The organism is Pedobacter heparinus DSM 2366, from assembly GCF_000023825.1.
Classification (GTDB): domain Bacteria; phylum Bacteroidota; class Bacteroidia; order Sphingobacteriales; family Sphingobacteriaceae; genus Pedobacter; species Pedobacter heparinus.
In genome coordinates, this window is sequence record NC_013061.1 from 1548588 (window position 1) to 1571665 (window position 23078).

Annotated in this window: 17 protein-coding genes; 9 read left to right on the top strand and 8 right to left on the bottom strand. The window is 44.2% G+C overall.

Translation table 11 applies throughout. The annotated features are described in order from the left end of the window. The first annotated feature begins 1 nt into the window (after position 1). The 5 genes from PHEP_RS06505 to PHEP_RS06525 all read left to right on the top strand — a co-directional run bounded on the left by PHEP_RS06505 (position 2) and on the right by PHEP_RS06525 (position 6359). Entirely contained in the window at positions 2-1717 is a 1716-nt protein-coding gene (locus tag PHEP_RS06505) for a RagB/SusD family nutrient uptake outer membrane protein (protein ID WP_012781460.1), read from the top strand. Positions 1718-1742: 25 nt separating this feature from the next. Beyond that, positions 1743-3248 carry a hypothetical protein gene (locus PHEP_RS06510; protein ID WP_012781461.1) on the top strand — a complete coding sequence of 502 codons (1506 nt, stop codon included), beginning with the start codon at positions 1743-1745 and terminating at the stop codon, positions 3246-3248. Positions 3249-3260: 12 nt separating this feature from the next. Next, positions 3261-4748 (top strand): hypothetical protein, encoded by a 1488-nt coding sequence (locus PHEP_RS06515; RefSeq protein WP_012781462.1) that lies wholly within the window; start codon positions 3261-3263, stop codon positions 4746-4748. A 335-nt stretch (positions 4749-5083) separates the two neighbouring features. Beyond that, on the top strand, positions 5084-5851 hold the full coding sequence (locus PHEP_RS06520; RefSeq protein WP_012781463.1) for a helix-turn-helix transcriptional regulator: 768 nt from the start codon (positions 5084-5086) through the stop codon (positions 5849-5851). A gap of 64 nt (positions 5852-5915) precedes the next feature. Then, complete coding sequence (locus tag PHEP_RS06525; RefSeq protein WP_012781464.1) at positions 5916-6359, top strand: YciI family protein; 444 nt, start codon at positions 5916-5918, stop codon at positions 6357-6359. Between the two features lie 61 nt (positions 6360-6420). Here the strand turns inward: PHEP_RS06525 and PHEP_RS06530 are convergent, their stop codons facing one another. From PHEP_RS06530 to PHEP_RS06540, 3 genes are all read right to left on the bottom strand, one after another. Continuing rightward, positions 6421-6921: a DinB family protein gene (locus PHEP_RS06530; protein ID WP_012781465.1), complete on the bottom strand. Its 501-nt coding sequence runs from the start codon at positions 6919-6921 to the stop codon at positions 6421-6423. Between the two features lie 98 nt (positions 6922-7019). Further along, positions 7020-7355 carry an MmcQ/YjbR family DNA-binding protein gene (locus PHEP_RS06535; protein WP_012781466.1) on the bottom strand — a complete coding sequence of 112 codons (336 nt, stop codon included), beginning with the start codon at positions 7353-7355 and terminating at the stop codon, positions 7020-7022. 90 nt (positions 7356-7445) lie between these two features. Beyond that, a complete protein-coding gene (locus tag PHEP_RS06540) occupies positions 7446-8021 on the bottom strand; it encodes a YciE/YciF ferroxidase family protein (protein WP_012781467.1) in 576 nt (191 codons plus the stop codon). 165 nt (positions 8022-8186) lie between these two features. Here PHEP_RS06540 and PHEP_RS06545 point away from each other — a divergent pair, with 165 nt between their 5' ends. After that, complete coding sequence (locus PHEP_RS06545) at positions 8187-8480, top strand: hypothetical protein (protein WP_012781468.1); 294 nt, start codon at positions 8187-8189, stop codon at positions 8478-8480. A gap of 26 nt (positions 8481-8506) precedes the next feature. Here PHEP_RS06545 and PHEP_RS06550 read toward each other — a convergent pair whose 3' ends face one another. From PHEP_RS06550 to PHEP_RS06565, 4 genes are read right to left on the bottom strand one after another with little or no spacing between them, the layout of a single operon-like run. Continuing rightward, positions 8507-10714, bottom strand: a complete 2208-nt coding sequence (locus tag PHEP_RS06550) for a glycosyl hydrolase 115 family protein (RefSeq protein ID WP_012781469.1) — start codon at positions 10712-10714, stop codon at positions 8507-8509. A 12-nt stretch (positions 10715-10726) separates the two neighbouring features. Continuing rightward, positions 10727-11725: a GRP family sugar transporter gene (locus PHEP_RS06555; protein WP_012781470.1), complete on the bottom strand. Its 999-nt coding sequence runs from the start codon at positions 11723-11725 to the stop codon at positions 10727-10729. Between the two features lie 7 nt (positions 11726-11732). Beyond that, a complete protein-coding gene (gene rbsK, locus PHEP_RS06560) occupies positions 11733-12632 on the bottom strand; it encodes a ribokinase (RefSeq protein WP_012781471.1) in 900 nt (299 codons plus the stop codon). Between the two features lie 12 nt (positions 12633-12644). Then, positions 12645-14000: a polysaccharide lyase domain-containing protein gene (locus tag PHEP_RS06565; protein ID WP_012781472.1), complete on the bottom strand. Its 1356-nt coding sequence runs from the start codon at positions 13998-14000 to the stop codon at positions 12645-12647. A 183-nt stretch (positions 14001-14183) separates the two neighbouring features. On the opposite strand from PHEP_RS06565, the gene uxuA reads away from it, so the two are divergent. Genes uxuA through PHEP_RS06580 form a run of 3 tightly spaced genes read left to right on the top strand, consistent with a single transcriptional unit; the run spans position 14184 to position 18953 of the window. Beyond that, on the top strand, positions 14184-15380 hold the full coding sequence (gene uxuA, locus PHEP_RS06570; protein WP_012781473.1) for a mannonate dehydratase: 1197 nt from the start codon (positions 14184-14186) through the stop codon (positions 15378-15380). A gap of 18 nt (positions 15381-15398) precedes the next feature. Next, complete coding sequence (locus tag PHEP_RS06575) at positions 15399-16808, top strand: sialate O-acetylesterase (protein ID WP_012781474.1); 1410 nt, start codon at positions 15399-15401, stop codon at positions 16806-16808. Between the two features lie 6 nt (positions 16809-16814). Further along, complete coding sequence (locus tag PHEP_RS06580) at positions 16815-18953, top strand: glycosyl hydrolase 115 family protein (RefSeq protein ID WP_012781475.1); 2139 nt, start codon at positions 16815-16817, stop codon at positions 18951-18953. Here the strand turns inward: PHEP_RS06580 and PHEP_RS06585 are convergent, their stop codons facing one another. After that, complete coding sequence (locus tag PHEP_RS06585; RefSeq protein WP_012781476.1) at positions 18954-23066, bottom strand: hybrid sensor histidine kinase/response regulator transcription factor; 4113 nt, start codon at positions 23064-23066, stop codon at positions 18954-18956. Positions 23067-23078: the final 12 nt, after the last annotated feature.

The window sequence follows — 23078 nt, forward strand, 5'->3', positions numbered from 1 at the left end:
GATGAAAAAGAAAATATTTTTAGCTGCAATCTTTATGGTTCTAATGGCTGCAGCCTGTAAAAAAGGAGGGGTGCTGGAGCAGGTTAAAACCACAGATTTAACAGAAGAAAGTACCTTTGCAGACAGTGCCCGCACTATGCAGTTCCTAACCAGGATTTATACTGATATTGGCTTTAGTTCCGATCCTAAAAGGTTTGGCAGCAGTGTAGGGGTATACAGCATTTGTGATGAGGTGGAAGGCTCGTTGCTCAGTGCTACTGCATTTAACGTCATTTTCCAGACTGGAGCAATCAGTGCATTAAATGTGCCTACTGATGCCTGGGTAACTACATACGCCAACATTAGAAGGGTAAACTTATTGCTGAGCCATTTGCAGACCACACCGCTATCTCAGCGTTTAAGGGACAGGATTGCCGGTGAGGCCCGCTTTTTAAGGGCCTGGTATTATTTTATCCTGATTAAACATTACGGGGGCGTGCCGCTGGTAGGCGATGTGGTTTATGGCGCCACTGACCCGGTTTCAGGCAAGCGTGCCACTTATGAAGAATGTGTGAATTATATTGAATCGGAATGCGATGCTGCTGCCCTGGCCCTTCCACTCGTACAAACCGGGCTCGATTTTGGACGCATTACCAAAGGTGCAGCATTGGCACTAAAATCCAGGTTGCTGTTGTATGCTGCAAGCCCGCTGTTTAACGGCCGGGTAGATATGGATGGGGTATTGGGTTATCCGAATGCCGATCCTGCCCGATGGAGCAAGGCTGCAAAAGCAGCGCTGGATGTGATCAGCCTGAACCAGTACAGTCTTTATGAGCTGGCTGGCGGTCTGGGCTTTCAGAAAGTATTTACCCTGCGCAAAAACAGTGAATACATACTGGCTTCCATGGCTGGTAATAACCGTACGCTGGAAGCCATCTGGGATCCGGCGACCAGGACAGGGTCGGGCAGTGCCATGCCCTACCAGGAACTGGTAGATGCTTTTGGTACCATCAATGGCAAAGCGATTACGGAGGACCTTAAATCGCCTGGAAACCCTACAGGTTATGATCCCACAAATCCTTATGTAAACCGCGATCCCCGTTTCAACTGGAGCATCCTGTACAATGAAGCCCCACGGTTGAACACCAGTAAAACCGTTACACCGGTATTTACTTACGCAGGTGCTGCGCAGGACGGTTTTAACTTTACCAAAACCGGCTATTATTTAAGAAAAATGCTGGACGACAATACCATTGCCAGTAGCACCTCATCGGCAACAGAACGCTGCTTTCCTTTAATCCGCTATGCCGAGATCCTGTTAAATTATGCCGAAGCCAGTAATGAGGCAGGTGATACACAAACCGCATACACACAGCTCAAGGCCATTCGCAAGCGCGCAGGCATACTGGCTGGTCCGGAAGACGATTATGGACTGGCGGAGGGGCTTACTAAAGAAGGGATGCGGACGGTGATCCAGAATGAAAGAAGGGTAGAGCTGGCTATTGAAGAGCATCGCTACTGGGATGTACGCAGATGGAAGATTGCAGAAAATGTATCCAATAAAACCCTGCACGGGATGAAAATCACCAGGCTAGGTACCGGTACACCTGCAACCTATACTTACGAACTGATCAATATCCGTACACCGGCCTTTGTTGCACCGAAATATTACCTGTGGCCAATCCCGCAGGGCGAGGTCAATAAATCAGCAGAGCTGATACAAAACCCGGGCTGGTAATCAAAATTCACAAAAAAAGAAGATTATGAATCTAATAGCTGCGCATTCATCAGGCATCAAAACCCGACTCATCATGAGCATTATGATTATGGGTATGCTGCTTAATTCCTGTAAAAAGGATAAATTTAACGTGCCACAAAATGTGGGTACCATCAGGTTTGCGGCCAATGCCTATACCATTGAGAACAATACCGTAGATCCTTTAACCATTGTCTTACCCCTATCCTTACCACTTGAAGCAGATGCTACGGCACTGATTACAGTAGATAACCAGAGTACTATAGCTGCAGACCAGTATACTACCACACCAGCCATACCGGTTGAAGGCTTAACCCTTAACCTGCCTAAAGGTGCTACCCAGATTTCCTTTCAGCTGAGTTCTTTAAACAATTTTGAAGGAGAAAAAACGCTGGTATTAAAGCTGAGCTCTGCTACCGGAGGACTCAGTGTAGCCAATATCAACTCAACGGCCAGTATTACCATTAAAGGAAACCCAATTGTAATTCCGGAGATCAGAACTTCAGAACCCGGACTCGCTTTTGGCAGCGTGGTTACCGGTACAATTTCTGATTCAAAATCGTACGTGCTCAACGCTACGAAATTAACTTCAGACGTGCTGATCAGTGCAAGTGCAAACTTCCAGGTATCATTGGATGACAATACTTTCAGCAGCACTTTAACCATTCCTTTTGCTACAGCCAACGCTACACCTGTAACTATTTATGCCAGATTTTTGGCCACTACAGGTATAAACCAGACAGTAACCGGAACCATTTCACATCGTTCGGGTACTGTTCCTGATGCGGTTGTAAATGTTAGCGGAGTAGAATTTGGAGTGGCCATACCTGGAGTGCTGGTGCATAAAGAAGATTTTAACTATGGTACGGTCGCAAATTCCATTACAGCGGTATCGGGTGGTAAATGGACTGCCTACTCTGCAAGTGCAACAAGGCCGGTTCAATATTTGTCACCTGGCTTAACCTATACCGGATATGCAGGGTCGGGTATCGGAGGAGCGTTGGTAATGCAAAACAATGGCTCGTCTTCTGAAGACGTTTCAATGAATTTTCCTGCGCAATCAAGCGGAGTAGTTTACAGCGCACAATTGATGAATTTCGCCTCAGGGCCAACTACTGCCGATTTCTTCTATTCTTTTGGAGATGGGGCAGCAGGAGCAACGCCAGCTTATTTTAACAGGATCTATGCTAAAGCAAACGGCAGTAAAATGTCATTGGGCTTAGGCCGGAATTCTACAACTGTAACCTATGCTGCGGCAGATCTGGATTATGGGGTTACTTATCTGGTGGTAAGCAAGTACGAATTCGCTACCAATAATTCAACCTTGTACATCCTAAGTGGAGTAATACCAACCATAGAGCCAGCTACACCAAGTGCAGTATCTAATGTATCTGGTGCCGATCCTACTGCTTTAACCAGGATAGTTGTTAGACAAAATACAGGTGTTCCGTTAAAGGTGACCATTGATGGCATCAGGATAGCAACATCATGGAAAGAAGCAGTTGGACTTTAAAAAATTAAATATATGATCACATTAAAAAGAAATATTCCCGGATTGCTGCTGGTTCTTGTACTGGCCATGGGCTGTGTAAAGAACGCCCCTCAGCCTGTTGTACCTGTAATGCCTGAATTGCCCCCTGTTACCGGGGGCAACGGATCTGCAATGGTTACGGTAGACTGTGCGGTAGCACAGGGAGACGTGATGCGTTTTGAACAATCAAACGTCCACTCCACCACTTCGGATTTGCCGGGCGAAAAGGCACGCCTCTGGTTGCAGGGCCTAAACCATAAAACCATACGTACCTGGTTGGCTTTGAGTACCATTAATAGTAAGGGCTATAACTACAAATACAGTAGTGATGTGCCGGCAGAAACTTCTCTGGCCTATTATTCTACCTGTGCCGATTCGCTGCTGATTGCCTTAACGGCTTATAAATCCTCGCCGACAACACCATTGCCAGGCGATGGTAAGGGCGTACTGTTTCAAAACTTTATCAAACAGACCATTATCTATTACAAAACTAAATTCCCGAAAATCAAATATATACAGGCAGGCAATGAACCTGATTATGCTGGCGAATCTGCGGCCAGCTATTACGAAGTGTATAAAGATTATTATAAGGCCATTAATGCGGCGAATGCCGAGCTGGGTTTGGCAGGTAACAACAGGCTGATGCTGAGTAACGGCGCATTTACCAGTACCACTAATTTTTCGGCCCTGGTAGATTATACCAACCAGTTTCTGACTTTATATGCAGCAGATACAGATCCGGGCAGGCGGCTGGATTTTTTCAGTATGAACTGTTATACGGAACAGACTAACCCTAAACTGTTTGAAACGGCTAAACCCCAGATTACAGCGGCACTGGCAGCCAAAGGGATTACACCCAGACCTGTTTTTGTAACGGAGTATGGATTGTCGGGAGGCGATTTTCTTCCTGCAGCATGGGTACGGGCGCAGATCATGACAGCCTGGGCACCAGCTCAACTGGCAAAGGCATTTTATTTGTATGAGGGTGGGGTAGACCGGGTGTTTAACTGGGCCATCAGCCATGGCGAAATTCTGCATAAAAGCGAACTGGCCGATTTAAATAATGCTTATCCCAATCCTTATGGCTATGCCCTGATGTTTGGCAAACAGATTTCAGACCGGGGTACGCGTGTAAAAGCGACTTCCGCAAAATTATCTGCCCAGGGCCTGGGCATCAACGCACTAGCCGCTATGGGTAATGGCAAAGGGATTGCGGTTTTGGTCTGGAATTTTAACTATACCAATTTCACGCCCGATCAGGAGATCAGTGTAAAGATCAATAACATTCCGCAGGCTACATTTACAGGGAAGATCAATGCCAAGGTGTATATGATAGACAGTAAAAACAACAACATCTATAGTAATCCCTCGCAAAACAGCTTAACTGCCAGTGTTGAGCAGGCTTACGATTATGCAGCCTCTTTATCCATACCATTAAAACTGGAGGGCAATTCGGTGGCATTGATTGTATTGAATCCTTAAAAATTACCTTCTCTTCATCGGCTGCATAATTCGCTGAAAAAGCGAAAGACGCTATGCCGTTTCAGAGAAGGTAATTTTTATGTCAAGCAGGATGGCTGTTGTCCTGGCTACGGCATGCTTAAAATTCCCATTAATATGAGGTACAGTTTCTATGGTTTTTGAGAGCGTATTGTGCCGGTGTTGGATAGGGGTGGAACCATAAAAAAACCCTTTCAACACCAAACCAACACGCTTGCAATACCAATATAAATGTAATAAAAGGGGATAATATCTTTATATTGGATCCATTTTTATTAACTTAGGCTGGCTTAAATACCTAAAAAATTGCGGTGAAAATGAAAACGTATACACCTGCTGTAATATTACGGCCATTCATCAAAGCTTACAAAATTATAGAGAGCAGGGATGAACGGATTAACAGGGTTATACCAAATACTTCATTTGCGATTGCGTTTCGTTTTAGGGGCCAAATTTCGTACATCACTGAAACGGGCAAAACAGCATTACCTGCCGCAACATTTTCGGGTTTGCGAAAATCTGTACGGCTGATCAATTATGCGGCCCAAACAGCGGCTTTAATTGTACAGTTTGAAGAAACGGGCGTATCTGCTTTTTTCAGGCAACCGCTTCAGGCGTTATTTGAGGAAAGTATCTCATTAGATAATTTCTTTCCGTCATCTGAAATTTCAATTGTAGAAGAGCGCTTAGCTAAAGCAACAAATGATCTGGCAACAATTGCCATTGTGGAGCAATTTTTATACTCAAAGCTGGACCACAACAAGCCCGACAAGCTTGTATCGGAAGCTATAGCCAGAATTCATTCAAATCATGGAATAATTAAGATTAATGACTTAGCTCAAAGTTTATACATCAGCAATGATGCTTTTGAGAAAAGATTCAGAAAAGTGGTTGGCGCTACTCCCAAACAATTTTCTTCCATAGTAAAAATCAAAACCATTATTGACCAAAATCCTGCACCATCCACCTTTACCGAGATTGCACTTGAACATGGTTACTATGATCAGCCCCACTTTAATAAAGATTTTAAGCTTTTTACAGGACAGACACCAACAGAATTTTTCAAGTCGGGCCAATATTGGTAAATCAATGATTTTTTACAATGTCGGGACAGCCAACAGATTGATATTTGTATCAAAATAAAGACAAATGAAATCAGGTTTATTCGCGGCTTTTATTTGCCTCGCATTCATAGGTGGCAAAACTTATGCACAGAAAAATAGTAATCATCACCAGCAAAAAGATCAAATGAAACAGTACAGTTTATTGGTAAGGGTGCCCGACACTTATAGTACAGAACAGGCAAAATTAGTGGGGCCCTTATGGGAGAAATTGCTGGAACAATGGAAAGCAGAAGGCGTTTATATATTGAGCTTCGCTTTTCCTGGAGAAAGTTACACGGTATCAGGAAAGGAGCATCTGATCAAAAAAGAAACGGTCTTATCCGGTAATCTCAAAGTTGTCAGTAACCTGGTTCTTCGGGCAGAAAGTATAGAACAGGCTTTAGTGCTTGCGAAATCCTGCCCTGTTCTTCTATACGGTGGGAAAGTAGAGGTACGGGAAATTCCGAAGCCAGTTAAGCCTATTGAATGATCCAGCTAGAAATTAAAAGTATTATCCGGGCGATCACATTGTGGTGTAAACTTATGGGGCCTTAATGGGGGTCAATTTTAATATGTTTCAATTGATGTATGTGTCTTTGGGTATGAAATATATTAAACCATATCCATTCTAACCTGGTGAAGTATCCATATTCGGGAATGGCAAAATCCAGACAGGTTGCTGTAAGATCCCTGGTTTTAATAATCTCTTTTAACTCTTCAATCCGGTTTTTTAAATCCTCCAGTAAACCGTCTTTGGAAATGAAATTGTCGGAAGGTAATATTTCTACAGGCGACTGCATTTTGATGCCAAAATCCAGGAACAGGTCTTTTATAGAAGCTACCTTTTCATCAGCAGGGCGTTGGCTAGGTTCGGTTCTCCCCCTTAGAGTTTCAACAGATGCATAGGACTTTAAGATATGTTCACCAATTTGAGCTGCTGACCATCCGCCATTCAAAGGTTTTTTGTTTAATTTTTCACTTTCCTGGCTACTTAGTAAATCTATAAGTTGTTCAGCTGTTTGTTTAAAGGGTGTAAGTGGTTCATCTTGCATATGATCTGGGTTTGGTGACTTCCTTATAATAAAGGTATATATAGTAACCGTTATTTTTATGGGTTGGATGCGACAAAAAGGATGGCTATACACGCCATTTATTGCAGCTTTTTAGGCAGGCTTTCAAAAACCAGTTCATAAGAATGGTCAATCAATTCGCGAATGAGTGCTGGTTTTAAACCACCATCCATATAAATGGTATTCCAGTGTTTTTTATTCATATGAAAACCAGGAATAATTTCAGGATGTCTTTCACGTAATTCTATAGCCCGTTCGGGATCACATTTGGCATTAAACCGGTTGGCTTGTTCTAACCCGATAAGCAGAAATATTTTACCACCTACTTTAAATACTAATGTTTGTTCTCCGAAGGGTAGGCCTTCTGTTGTTCCGGGCTTGCTTAGGCAGTAGTCACGTAAATCTTCAATGTTCATTGGGTATATCACTAAGTGATCTAAATATACACACCTTTTTCTGATAGAACCTTAGGCTCATCGGAAAAAGGTGTGTTTTGAAGCAGGTTATTATTCTGCAGCTGCCTGTTCGTTAATGGAACTTACTGCAATTTCGGTTAAAGCCACATCGGTTGCCTTTTCATTGTCGAGGGTAAATTGCAACAGTTCAGCTACATCGGTATGGCCCATATTCTGTGCAAATACAACTAATGTACCATAAGTAGCAATTTCATAGTGTTCCACTTTTTGTGCAGCCAGTATCAGTCCTGCATCACGAATCATAGTGCCGGAATCGGTATCCTCAATAATACTGTCGGCTTCTTTTAATAAACCTTCCATCGCATCACATTTCTTGCCTTGTACCTTTTCTTCCAATAAAGAGAATACTTGTTCTAAAGTGGCAATGTGGGTGTTGGTTTCTTCCGTGTGTTTTTCAAAAGCTGCTGCCAGTTCTGGACTTGTTGCTGCTTTTTTCATTTTAGGTAAAGCCTTTACCAGATGTTTTTCTGCCCAGTAAATGTCTTTCAGCTCATCTACAAAGAATTCGTGAAATTCAGAATCTTCCATTTTTCCTGTTTTAGACTTGATCGAAATGCTGGAGGTTTTAGCAGCTGTCTTTGCGCCGCCGGTTTTTGTTGTTGCCATAGTATTTGTTTTTAATAGGTGTATAAAAGTATTAGCAGTGGTATAAACTTCTTTCCTGAGTTTTTGTTTAGAAAATTTAAATAAATAATAAACAAAACATTTTGTAATAATGCTTGTTATTGCATTTCAGTTACTTATGGATTATTATTAAACGCTAAAAAGGAAATGGACAGCGCATTTAACATCAGAATTGGTTATGGCAAAAAAGAAGTCACTGTGACCATTTTGCCGGTAAAGGAAAATTATTATAAGGTAATTTATTATGGTGGTGTAATGGGAGCAGTATATTACAACGGGGATGAATGGGAGCTGATAGAAAAGGAAGATGTAGAGCCGGGAGATTTACCACTTTACGAACCTGAACTAATAGGCGAAAGACTCGAAATTATACTTAATGAAACTACTGTCGATGCTATTGGCGATGAGATCGAGCTTTATTTTCGGGAAGAAACAGGTTGAATCCGGATTTGAAAAAAACGATTGTATCAGTAAGTAGCTTTTATCCTTGCCGATTCCTCTATAAAATCACTCCATAACCTGGCACCATCAATGTTATGCCCAAATGTCATTCTGGGTTTTATAGGCGTTTCAGTTCCATTATTGGCCATAAACTCCCGTAGTTGTGTATAAGACCGGTGTATGTTAAATGGGGCTACCGGTGTCCTGATCCAGGTTGGGATATACCATTTGTCGAAAGGTGGCCGCTCTGCCCTGAGAATTTCCACCTCCAGTTTTTCAAGTGGTATCATTGCTGCTGCAATGAGGTTCCAGGCCCTGGCATCATTGGGTTCTGCCAACGCCTGTAGCAAGAGCAGTGCAGCCTGCGTTGGCCGATGGTCTATCCTTAAACCCAGTTCCAGGTGTTCAAAAAAGAATTGCCGTTGTTCCCTGTTCAATTGGGGCAATACCAGGTTAATCTGTTTAAAAGCATCCTCATATTTTTCATTCCTGCCTTTGAGTTCAGCTATTTTAGCCGGTTCTAATTTTGCCGGCTGATTTCTATTGAACCTGCGGTGCAGCTGGTCAAGGATCAGTTCAAACTGTGTGGCGCCAAAATAGGTTTTTTCGGAACTGTCAATCAATTCATAATAATTTTGATAAGCCTTTGTTATGACAGCTGGATTTGCCATGCCAAAATATTCCCGGGCCCACCATTGCAGGTAGTTTTCGGCGGCATTCTTCTGGTCTAATACTGCAGTTGCATTCCAGCAAATGTCTGCAATCATCCTGGCTTCCATAATGTGTTCCCGCATTTCGGATACATTAACGAGCATAAACTCAGTTGCACCGGCAGCTACAATGGCCTTAAACTGTTCAGCAATACGATAAGGTGTAATCACATGCGTGCCTTGTTTGGTTGGCGCCCCGCCAAAATAAGCCAGGTGATAATACACCCCATGCTTCCATTTATCGGGACCATTGGGCAGGTCGCGCATCAGTCCGTCGTTGTTGTCCGGCCATACCAGGATCACATCTTCGGGTACATTAAAGTCTTCCGGGTGTTTCCTGTATTTTTCCAGCATTTCAGTATACAATGTAAAATGAAATGCAGCAGGCTCACTGGCAGGTACCAGTTCTTTTACTGTTTTTACCTGTGCATCAATGGCGTCCCTGAATACTTTTGCCTGTTCTTTTTCGGGTGTATCTTTCGGGAATTCATAAGCATGGTCATCAGTTCCACGCAGGCCTACAGGCCATATTGCATTGATGTCCTTGTTTTCTTCAACCCCGCCACGCCAGTAGCTGATCATGTTTTCCTTGTTTTTAAACCAGTCCCATTCCTTACTTACCCCTCTTTTTTCGGCCAGGTGAAAACGTTCAATGCCAAAAGGATTGGACAGTAAAATGTCATAATGATGGGAGGTGTAATACAGGCCCCAGTCGCTCGCACATTTCTGCACTTCGTAGCGCCTGTGTACACGTACATACGGTGCCGTCATGTTCATTTTCAGGCGCAGCGCGGTCTCAAAATATCGTTGGTACCATTCCAAAGGTACATCTCCTATGCGCAAGGGGAAACCATACTTATCAAAAGGCCTTGGCAACACATCCTCATCATCATGAAAAAAGCCCCGGTATTTTACAGTAGGTGAATCGGCAAAGAAATTTGTCTGCTTCAATATTAAATTGGTATTCCGCAGGGGCTGATAACCTGTCCACAGATAAAGAGGGTCTATGCCCAGCCCTTCGCTCAGGGTATAAGCTGCAAAAGCTGTTCCGCGGAAATCAGCACCCAGCAGCCAAACGGTATTGTTGCTGCTCAGTACAGCAAAAGCTTCCCGTTTGTTTTTCAGGCGGTTCAGCGGGGCCGTTGGTGCATTGCCATTTCCTGCAGTTTGCAAAACAATATTTACAATGCCCTTTACTACAGTTTCCTGTATGGCTGGGCGGTATCCGCTGATCTTTTCTATATCAGCGGCCAGGAACAAAGCTGCCTGATGAACGGCCGAATGTTCATTTTTAGCTACTATAATTGCACTTTGCTGCAGGGTAATGTCTCCCTTTTGGGCTAGGTCTGTCTGCACCCAGGAACCTCTTAAGATGCCCCCTGCTGGTTTTTGTGCCTGACCCTGGTAAAAACTGGTGTCGCCATCTGGTGCTGCCGCTTGTAAACTGCCTAATCCGGTAGCTATTAAGCCAAGTGTGGCCGAACAACCTTTTATAAAATTTTTGCGTGAAATAGTTTGCTTCATATTGTACTGGGTTTAACTGCGGGCAATAATTAACAAGGCTATGCCAGCCACATAGAGGGCCAGCATAATGTACAGCTGGTTATTGGTACGCCTGTCCGCATTTTTAAATTCTTTCCAGATAAAAATACCCCATATTGCTGCAATTACGGTTGCCCCCTGGCCCAGCCCATAAGAAATGGCAGGGCTGGCCTTGGCCGCGGCCAGGATATTCAGCGACATGCCCAGGTTCCAGATTAGGCCACCAATAATGCCCATGGCATGGTCTTTAAAAGAACCCTTAAACCAGGCCGACCATGGAATGGCCCCGCCCACGAAAGGTTTGTACATGATAAAGCTGTTGAAAATGAAATTGCTGACAAAAATACCTGCTGCAAACGAAACCAGGGCAGTATACGGTGTAAGTTTACCCGGTTCAGGATTGAGCTGGTCTGAAACCATAGACACTGCAACGTATTTGTAAAAGAAGCCCAGCATAATGCCCGCTGCAATGGCAATAACCAGTCCTTTCATTGAAAAATTACTTGTTTTCCTGTTTAACCGTCGGTAAGCATTTGCATTTAGCAATATGGCAATTGCAATGAGCAGTACGCCCGAAAAAAGTACACGGGGATCACCTTCCGGCTTAGCCAGATAATTTACCACCACGCCGAGGATCAATGCTATGCCTATGCCTGTAGGAAAGGCGACAGACATGCCGGCAATGGCAATGGCAGCTACCAGCAGGATATTGGCCAGGTTAAAAAGCACACCGCCGGTAAAGGCGGACAATAAATTTGCAGGATCGGCCTGTGCCAGATCGGGAAGAAAAGCACGGCCTCGCATGCCCATGCTGCCTGCTGTAAAGGCAAACAGGATGGAAAACAGCAAAATGCCGATCACATAGTCCCAGTAAAACAATTCGAAACGCCAGGTGCCCGAGTTCAGTTTCTGCATGTTTGCCCAGGATCCCCAGCAGATCATGGTAATGAAACAAAATAAAATGGCTGTGGTATAACTTTCTACAATAAACATATTTGGCTTAGTTAAGTTCCTGAAATGTTGGGGCTGAGGATTGTGCGCCGATCCGTGTAACAGAGATGGCAGCCGCTTTGCAGGCATAACCTACTGCGGTTAGCCATTCCTGGTTTAGGGAAAGCGCATGTGCCAGCGCGCCGTTAAAAACATCTCCGGCGGCAGTAGTATCTACGGCTTTTACAATAGGGGCAGGAACCAGGCAGCGGTGCCGGCCAGCCGATACCCAGGCGCCTTTACTGCCTAAGGTAATGATCACATGCTGCACACCTGTTGCTTTTAAAGCTGCTGCGGCCTGTTCCGCTGAATGCTCATCCTTCACTTTTATTCCGGTCAGGATTTCAGCCTCTGTTTCATTCGGGGTAATCAGGTACAGCATTTGTAAAAGTTCATCTGGTAAAACACCAGCTGGCGCAGGGTTCAGGATTACTTTTTTGCCCTGCCTGTTTGCCGTTTCAGCTGCATAACTTACCGTTTCAATTGGGATTTCAAGTTGCATCAGCAGATATTCATGAGTTCCAAACAAAAACTCCATGCCCTTCAGCTTTTCGGGCAGCAATTGTGCATTAGCTCCTGGCGCCACAACAATGGTATTTTCACCGGCCTCATTTACAGTAATTAAAGCCGTACCGGAAGCCTGCAGTGGGTCGGTAATGATAAATGACGTATCTATACCTTCCTGTATAAAACCCTGGCGGCTTGTAGCGCCAAAGGCATCGTTGCCCATACAGGTGATAAAGGTAAGCGCTGCGCCCAAACGGGCAGCAGCGACTGCCTGGTTTGCACCTTTCCCTCCCGGATTTATTAAGAACTTTCCACCAACAATGGTTTCACCAGGTTCCGGAAAACGTTCGGTAAGGATCACCATATCTGTATTGGTGCTGCCTATAACTAATATTTTATGCATTAAAATAAGAATTTAAAATTCGTAAGCGCCTAAGGCAGGTTTTGTATTTTTCACAGGATAACCGTCCAGATCGTAGGTATAATTGGTTTTTGTCCCTTTACCCAGGGCGGGGCTTTTGGCACTTAGCCTGAAATTTCTGTTTTGCAGATCAATGAACAACGGATCGGCCAGCAAATCCCCTTTTCGGGCAGTGATACCTATTGGATTTTCGTTGCCCGGCGAATAATATAAGTTTTGTTCCCTTGGCTGCTCGCCAATGGCCACCCGCACATGGCCGGTCACTTTTTTTACTGGCCCAAATACCCCCAGATCGGATGCAATGTAAAAAATGTTGTTTTTCACATTAAAAAAAGTAAGCTCCGGGTTAAAGGTCCAGAATACATAACGGTCTACATTGGGTTCACGCGTACGCACTACCGTGTTGTTAAATACATTTACCTTATAGCCCCCTCCGCCAATAAACTGGTTGCGGTCATCACTTAAATTATAGGCCACAGTAACACTGTCTACATTTCGGGCAGCAATTTCCAGAAAGCCATGGTTGTTTATCGAGGTATTGTGGTGGATGTGGATGTTGTTTGCCTTAAAATTATCGTCTACCCCGTCCAGTTCTATTACCCCGCCATCAGAACCATAAGGTCCGCCATAAGCGCCATAGTTTTCAACCCTGTTGTGCGAAATTTCATTGTTGCCGGAAACTACCATAATGGCAATAGGCCCCCAGGAATAGGCCATCATATTTGCTGCATCGTGGAAATGGTTCCGGGTAATGAGGCTGTAAATGCTTTTAACTTTGATGCCTACAGGAGTATGAAAAAACTCGCAGTTCTTTACCACCTGGTGATGTGTACCCAGGGCAAGGTAAACCGCCCCAAGTTTTTGCACATTTTTAGTGGTCTTATCACTGCCAGGAGGATTGGTGTTGTCGTGGAAATAAAGACCGTCTATCACCACGTAGCTACCTTCTATCCTGAATATGTTTCCATTCAGCACATTCCAGTCGGGATTGCTGAAGGCAGGGGCAGGACCTGCCCCGTATTTTTCAAATATAGGTGTGAGTTCTGTTCTGGGTGTGTTTTTAATTACATCGGCACCTACACTATAATGAGAGATTACAATAGGATGTGCGGCATTACCCGAGCTGCTAAAGATTACTCCGCCGGTATAAGCCGAGCCCCTGGCAAACAAAATGCTGTCGCCGGGCATAAATTTGTTTTTACCCAGGTTAACCATCGTTTTCCAGGGCCGATCTTTACTATTGCCCGCATTATTGTCGCTGCCGGTTTTGCTGTTGATGTAATAATTGGTAGCAGCAGCGGGTATCGCCGCAAGCATAAGGAAATAAAAAAGTAAATTTTTAAAATTCATACCTGGTTTATTTGGTTGGTTCAGGAAAGCTAAGTTAAAGTTAGCTACTTTGGATTAAACAGGGACATCGTACAAATTTGCAGGCCTATTGTAACATGGCTATATGAAACATTTATCATGGCTGCAATCCCCCGGAACTGTTTATCTTGCTGTACTGAAATGATAACCAAATAGAACCAATTGATGACTAAACTGATACAAACCTTTAGGTGGTTTGGCCCAAACGATGAAGTTACTTTAGCCGATATCCGGCAAACCGGTGCTACCGGAATTGTTACTGCCCTGCATCATATCCCATGCGGCGAAGAATGGAGCATACAGGAGATCAATGATAGAAAAAAGCTGATTGCCAGCGCAGGACTAAGCTGGGAGGTGGTAGAAAGCGTGAACATCCACGAAAGCATTAAAACCGGGGAACCGGAACGTGACCATTACATAGCGCTTTATAAACGTTCACTGCAAAACCTGGCTGCCTGTGGCTTAAAAACAGTATGCTATAATTTTATGCCTGTGCTGGACTGGACACGTACGCATCTGGATTTCAGGTTGCCAAACCAAGCCAGTGCCCTGCGTTATGATGCACCGGCCCTGGCAGCTTTTGAGCTGTTTATTTTGCAGCGTGAAGCAGCTTTTAGTGAATACAGTACTGTACAACAGGAAGCCGCAAAAAGGTATTTTGACAGTATTACCGAAGCAGAAAAGAGCCTGCTTAGCAATACCATTATGGCCGGACTGCCCGGAACAGATGAGGTATTTACGGTTGAAGAATTCAAACAGCACTTGCGGCGTTACACACAGGTAGGCGCTGCGCAACTTAAAGAAAACCTGGCTTATTTTTTAAGGGCCATTATCCCCCTGGCAGAAGCCCTGGGCATTAAAATGTGTATCCATCCCGACGATCCACCCTTTCCAATCCTGGGGCTGCCACGTGTGGTATCCACAGAAGAAGACCTTTTGGATGTGGTCAATTTTATTCCGTCCCCGAGTAACGGCATTACTTTTTGTACCGGTTCATTAGGGGCCAATCCTAAAAATGACCTGCCGGCAATGGCAGAGCGACTTGGCCCTGACATCCATTTCATTCACCTTAGAAATGTACAAAGAGAAGCCGATGGCAGCTTTTACGAAGCTGAGCACCTGGATGGAAGTACGGATATGTATGCTGTAATGCGGAACATCATTAAAGAACAAAAGCGGCGTGAAAGTGCCGGACGCACAGATGTAGCCATTCCGATGCGGCCAGATCATGGGCATAAAATTCTGGATGACGTACACAGGAATACCTATCCTGGTTATTCTGTAATTGGCCGGATGAAAGGCCTGGCAGAACTGAGAGGCCTGGAACTGGGTATTCGCAGGTCTTTATCCGATCAGATTTAACCGCTAAATTTATACCGAATGAACTTAAAAATCAGTTTGCCTTTCCTGTTTTTGTTATGGCCTTATGCGCTTTTTGCAAAGGTAAAATTACCAGCCTTACTGAGCGATCACGTGGTATTGCAGCAACAGTCGGCGGTATTGTTATGGGGCAATACTATTGCTGGCAGACAGCTGAGTGTAACCACCAGCTGGGACAATAAAAGCTATACAACAACCGCCGGCAGCAAGGGTGCTTTCGAATTAAGGGTACAAACACCTGCTGCGGGTGGGCCGTTCTACATTTCTTTTAATGACGGGGAACTGGTAAAAATAAATGATGTGATGATCGGAGAGGTATGGATCTGCTCCGGGCAGTCAAACATGAGTATGACAATGCGCGGCTTTCCTAAACAGCCTATATTAAATGCAGACGGGATTATTGCTGCAGCCGGAAATGCACAGCTTAGGTTGTTTAAACTACAGCGTGCAGCAAGTCTTGAGCCGCTTAATGACGTGAAGGGCAACTGGAACACCGCATCACCTGAAAGTGCAGCGGCCTTCAGTGCTATGGCCTATCAGTTTGGCGAAATGCTGCAGCGCAGGTTAAAGGTGCCGGTAGGATTGATTTTAACCGCTGTGGGGGGTACCCAGATCCAGGCCTGGATGAGCAGTGCCCAGCTGCAGCAATTTAAAGAAGTGAACATCCCATTAAGCCTGGATACCGCTGCCGCGCCGCATAAAATGCCAACAGCCTTGTACAATGGCATGGTAGCACCATTGTTAAAGTTTAAAATTAAGGGTGCTATATGGTGCCAGGGAGAGGCTAACCGGGATGATCCTGCATTGTACGGGCAACTTTTCCCTGCTATGGTTGCTGGCTGGCGGAAGGATTGGAACATTCCTGATTTCCCTTTTTATTATGTGCAGATAGCCCCTTTAAACAGTCGCGATAAACGCCCAACCATTGTATTGGTCAGGGAAGCCCAACAAAAGGCTTTGGATAAAATCCCAAATTCCGACATGGTGTGTACACTTGATGTGGGTATGGAAAAATTTATCCATTATATGGATAAAACGACGCCGGCTATGCGCCTGGCCAATTGTGCGCTGGCTAAAACTTATGCATTTAAAGATATTCCCTGTGAAGGGCCGGTTTATCAGTCCATGAAAATTAAAGGCGATCAGCTCATGATTTCTTTTGCGCATACAGGCACTGGCCTGAAACTGTTAAATGATACCTTAAAATCATTTGAGGTTGCAGGTGAAGACCAGGTGTTTTATCCGGCCTGTTCCCGCATCACTTCAGCCAATACCATTACAGTAGGCACAACTGAGGTTAAAAAGCCAGTGGTGTTGCGTTATGCTTTTCACAACTGGGCCATTGCCACAGTTTTTAATTCAGATGGCCTGCCGCTGCCTTCATTCCGTACCGATAACTGGTTAAAATAATCTCTTATGATAAAAAGAATTGCCACCTTAATCATCTTTTGCAGTTTGAACATCATTGTTTTAAAAGCGGCAGTTTCCCGATTGGGCGGGCCGGCGGTAATATTAACTGCGGGAACTGTTATTTTAGTAGATGAAAATGAGGACATAGCCATAAAACGTGCAGTTTCAGATCTGCAGCGCGATATGAAAAAAGTATTGGGCAGCGTCCCTAAAATCATTTCATCCCTTTCAGCAGCAGCTAAAAACGAAAACCTGATTGTGGTTAGCTGCAAAGGAACAAGTACAAGAGTCTTCCGTGAAGGGGGCATTACAAATTTTGAAGCACACTTGCTGACTACTGCTGAACATGCGGGCCATAAAGCAGTAGTATTGCAGGGTGCCGATACGCGGGGTACCATTTACGCGATATATACTTTCTCGGAAAAATTTCTTGGCATCCCCGCCTTATGGATCTGGACATCCTTTGAACCTGCTAAAAAGAAACTGGTTCAATTACCTGCAAACACCCGTTTGTACTTTCCACCGGCTATGGTAAAATACAGGGCCTGGTTTCCGAACGATAAAGATCTGTTAAGCCCCTGGCAGGCCAGAAATGCAGAAAACTATGATGCCATTTTTGAAACCATGCTGCGGCTGAAACTAAATACACGCGAAGGTTACCTGATTGATGCCGAGGGCTGGAACAATCCTTATCAGGCCAGTAAAGAGGCAAAATATGCCAGGGACAGGGGGCTTAAACTGAGTTTTACACATACTGCACCCTTTGGTGCTACTTTTACGAACTGGGAAAGGTACTGGAAAAACATCAGGCACCAGAAAATACCCTTGCTGCTCAAAGACACTTCGGCATTAAAAGCATTCTGGACTTACCATATTGAAACGATAAAAAGGGAAAAGCTGGATGTGATCTGGCAGATCGGATTCAGGGGCCTGGGCGATAAACCCTTTTGGCGCAAAACTTTTGCCGATGCAATGGATGAGCCCAAGGATGATAAAGCGCGTGCGGCCATCATCAACTCAATGCTGGCCCTGCAGGTGACCCTGTTAAAAAAAGCAACCAGCGAAAGTCACCCTTTAATGAAAATTACTATTTACAATGAAGCCTCTGATTTTTTAGCCAAAGGTTTGCTGGTATTGCCCGACGAACCCAATCTGATCCTCAATTATTCGAATGTAAGGGGAGACCATTATCCACCACCTGAAATACAACAGTTTGACCGAACATTGGCCTTAAAGCCTATTGGTTATTATTTAAACTTCCAGTTTACGGGTACAGGTGCACATCTGGTTGCTGCAGAGGGTCCCTGGAAAATGGAACAAAGTTTTCGTTACCTGGCACAGAAAATTGGAAAGCTGCCCACATTTTCTGTAGTCAATACCGGAAATGTGAGGGAGCATATTTTAGAGCTGAGTGCAAATGCTGCCATGATGCAGGATTTCAAAACTTACGATACAGACAACTTTCTGAAAACCTATTGTGCGACCTATTACGGTAAAAATTCTTCAGCCCAGTTGCCAAAGCTATATACTGCTTATTATAATGCCTATTGGTTGCCACGGAAGAGTGACATTCCGGGTTTCGACCGTCAGTACATTTTTCAGGACCTGCGTTATGCCAGGGGCTTAACACAAATTTTTACGCTATGGCACAAACCTTATCTGGAAAACCCTTTTAATGATAAAAATAAGGGTATAGGAGGGGCAATGGCTACAGAAGGAAGACAGTTTAGCATAGTCCCTGCTGATAACCATGCCGCCAACCAGGTAGACGCTGCCATAAGCGGCCTGCAAAATGCTGCAAATAATTTTAAAAGTTTAGCGCTTTCCGCGGATTCTGTCTACAGGATTTTACCTGTGGATAAAAAGTCCTTTTTTAAGGATGACCTTTATGTACCCATACGCTTTATGGAAAATGTAAACAAGGCCCTGGGCAACCTGGTTGAAGGCTACAAAGCCAGCCACCTGGGGCATACAGCCATAGCAAAAGGCCATGTTCAAAATACCTTAAAATGCCTGACTTTATTGAAAGAGACTAAAGCTGAAGTTAACCACGGCCCGTTTGAAGGCTGGTCTTTGCCGGAAAAGAATTTTGGCATAGACAGCATCCGGAATGATATTCAGGAACTGTTGAAAAAGATGAACTAGCTATTTGTCTTTTTCACCAGCCTGGCTGGCATATTCTTTAGGGGTATAGCCAAACTGTTCCTTAAAGCAGCGCCTGAAATAATCGATATCCTGAAAGCCTACCATATAAGCCACCTCATTTACATTTAGCTTGTTCTGTTCCAGCAATTGTGCTGCGCGTTTCAGGCGTACACTTCTGATAAACTCAATGGCTGTCTGGTCTGTGAGGCCCTTGATTTTCCGGTATAATGTAACGCGGCTCATACCTACTTCTTTACCCAGCTCTTCTACACTCAGAGAAGCTTCGCTGATGTTCTGTTCAATATAAGCCATTGCTTTTTCCAGAAACTTTTCATCTGGTGAGGTAATGGCAACATTTTTAGGCTGCAAACTGATCTCTTTCCGGTAGCGTTCGCGCAGTTTTAGCCGCGAATCCAACAGGTTCCATACCCTGGCTTCCAGCATGTTCAGGTTAAAGGGTTTGGTAATGTAATCGTCGGCACCTGTTTCATAACCTTCAATCTTATACACCAAAGGGGTACGGGCGGTTAGTAAAATAACCGGAACATGGCTGGTACGTGTATCCGATTTGATTTTGCTACATAAAGTAATGCCATCCATTTCCGGCATCATCACATCGCTGATGATGATATCCGGAATGATTTCAGTAGCCAGTTCCATGCCCTTAAGTCCATTTTCGGCCTGATGAATCTCAAATTCAGCTTCAAAATGTGCAGCAATAAACTGGCGTACATCCTGATTATCTTCTACGATCAGTAAAATCAGCCTTTCTTTATCCGTAGCTGTTAATACATGCTGTTTTCTTTTTTCAATGGTCTGTTTGGCAATGGCCGAAATCTCTGTATCCTTATAACCATCAATATTTTCACTGTCTTTGTAGTTGGCAATCATTTCTTCTTCACTCAGGTGTGCATTGCCCAGCGGCAGCGAAATGGTAAACAAGGTTAAGCCGGTTTGCTGCGGACTGGCCACGGTACTTTGTACGGTTATACTGCCATGATGGAGTTCTATCAGCCCTTTAGAAAAGGCCAGCCCAATACCGGTACCATTAATATTGGAATTGCTGTCGTCAAAATGGTTAAACTGTTCAAATATTTTATCGATGTGCTGCGGCGAAATGCCAATGCCATTGTCTTCCACTTCAATCAGCAGCTTTTCTTCAGCGGTTTTAATACGTACCAGTACCTGTCCGCCTTCGGACGTAAATTTTAAAGAATTGGAAAGCAGGTTATACATTACTTTTTCCAGCTTGTCGCGGTCAAACCAGGCCCTGATACTTTGCTGCTCCGTTACCAGTTTTAAGCGGATGCGACGATGGCTGGCATAAGATTCAAAGGCAATCAGGATCTCTTTCATGAAGCGTACCACATTGCCTTCGGCCGATTGCAGCTGCATGCTGCCCGATTCAAATTTTCTGAAATCCAGCAGCTGGTTAATCAGTCGTAATAAACGCTCGCCATTGCGCTGCATCAGCATCAGCTGGTTCTGGATTTTATTGTTGCCCTCATTCAGACCCAGCAGTTTGTCTATCGGGGCTAGGATCAGTGTAAGCGGGGTTTTGATCTCGTGCGAGATATTGGTAAAAAAGCTCAGTTTGCGCTGTGCCAGTTCCTGATCTTTTTCGTGGCTCTGGTGTTCAAAAGCAAGGTCGTTTTTCAGCTTGCCCGTTTTAACAGAATAATAATAAAAAGCGTACAACAGCAATCCGATGATCGAAGCGTAGATGAGGTATGCCCACCAGGTTTCCCACCATGGCGGCAGCACTGTGATCTGCAAGCTCCGGATCTCATTGTTCCACACTCCATCATTATTGGCTGCTTTGATCATGAAAGTATACTTTCCGGCATCCAGATTGGTATAAGTAGCTGTACGCTGGTTGCCTACAAAGTGCCAGTCATCATCGTAAAAGCCATCCAGTTTATAGGCATATAGGTTCTTTTCCGGATTTACAAAGTTGAGTGCCGCAAACTTAAAGGTGATAAAGGCCTGGTCGTGCGTCAGGGTGATTTTATCTGTTTCCCCTATGGCTTTTTTTAGTGGCGAATGTTCAGCATTTATTGGGACAGCATTGTTTTTGATCAGAAAATCGGTGATCACTACTTTGGGCTTAAAACTGTTCCTCACAATTTTATCCGGAAAAAATGTAGTTACCCCGTTAATCCCACCAAACAAAAGTTCCCCATTGTCGCCTGTTTCGGCTGCGCCTGAAGCAAATTGGTTGCTCTGCAGGCCATCTGCTACTGTGTAATTCATCACCTGTACCATTTCCGGTTTTATGGGCAGGCCCTGTTGTTTAAGCACAATTTTTGATAAACCCTTGTTGGTACTTACCCACAAATTACCCGCCCTGTCTTCCCTTATGCCATGAATTACAGCATTTGCCAATCCGAATTTATTGGTGATGGCATAAAATTTCCCTTTATCGTAAAGGTTCAGTCCACCACCCTCTGTACCAACCCATAGCCGTTGTTTATGGTCTAAAAATAAAGCCAGCACGGTGTTGTGGCTCAAACTGTAGGCATCATCGGCATGGTTCACAAACTGCCGGAAGGTGTTTTTACTTTTGTCAAAAAAGCTTAGGCCTGTCTCCGTTCCGATCCACAAGTTTCCGTTGGGAGCTTTTAGCAAAGCAATAATAATGTTTCCACTTACACTTTGTTTGTTTTTAGGGTTATTGGTATAGGTTGTAAGTTTGCCGCTGTTGTCCCTGAATTTTAAGCCGCGGCCATCAGTACCCAGCCACAGGCCATTGTCGTCAACGGCAAGCGCATACACCTGTTTGTTTTCAGGTTTGGCATCATTTTCAGTAATTTCATAATTGGTAAACTGTCCGGTAGTGGTATTCAGGTAGCTAAGGCCATCATAATTGCCTATCCAAAGGTTACCATTTTTGTCTTTAGCAAGCGATTTAACAATATTCTGTTGTTTGCTGTTGATCACGTAACTCTTGTAGATCCCTTTTTTACGGTCTACATAATTGAGGCCACCGCCTTCTGTACCAATCCATAAAGCACCATTATCAGCTTTAAGGATGGAGCTGACCACACGATGGGTAAGTCCGGGTTTTTTACCCGCCTGTTCACCAATATAGGAGAAATTGTTACTGCCTGAACTTAAAATATTCAGTCCACCTGCGTAAGTACCGATCCATACATTGCCTGCACGGTCCCTCAAAATGTCCCTGATGGAATTGTGGCTGAGTGTTTTGGGATCATAAGGGTTATACCGGTAATTTACAAAGCGGTTGGTTTGCAGGTTCAGTACACTCAAACCATCCCGGGTGCCTATCCAGAGTTCATCTTTTGCATAAGGGAACAGGGAGCGTACCACATTAACCGGCAAACTATTGTCGTCGCTCACATCGTGCCTGTAATTGGTAACGCTGCGGTTCAGGGGGTTAAATTTATACAGACCCGAAGATTCAGTTCCAAACCAGTAATTGCCATAAGCATCCTGTTTAATAACCCTGACATTGCTTTTGCGGAGTGCAATGTTGTTTTTTATGCCATCTGGTAAGGATAAAAACTGTTTGGTTGCCGGGTCAAAGCACTTCAGGTCGTTCCCAATGCTGATCCATAGTAGGTTATGCTGGTCTTCAAAAATAGTCTGCACCTTATTTCCACCGTTAAGGTTGTTGCCGGTAAGTTGATATACAATGATTTTTTTGCTTTGGTAATCATAGCGTTTCAGCCCATCGAAGGTGCCGATCCATAAATTACCGCGAGTATCGTAGAGTAATGAAGTTACAAAATCGTTAGACAGGGTTTTAAAGCTTTCCGTATCCCGGTTTAATAAATTGAGTCCTTTCGAGGTGCCGACCCAAAGGTTTTCTTTGGGATCTTCACACAGGGCATTTACCTGGCTGTTGCTCAGGCTGTTTTTATCGTTGTTCTCGTGTTTATAAATGGTGAAATCATAGCCATCATATTTGTTTAAACCATCTTCAGTACCTATCCATATATAGCCTGTTTTATCCTGTAAAATACAGAAAGCCGTGTTTTGCGATAAACCTTCATTTATGGTAAGCCGTTTAAAACTAAGGTTTTGTGCAAAGGTGGCGTTGGCGAAGAAAGCTATAAAGGTCAGGAAGACCCCGGTAAGGGTAATGCGCATTTTTTCTCTGGT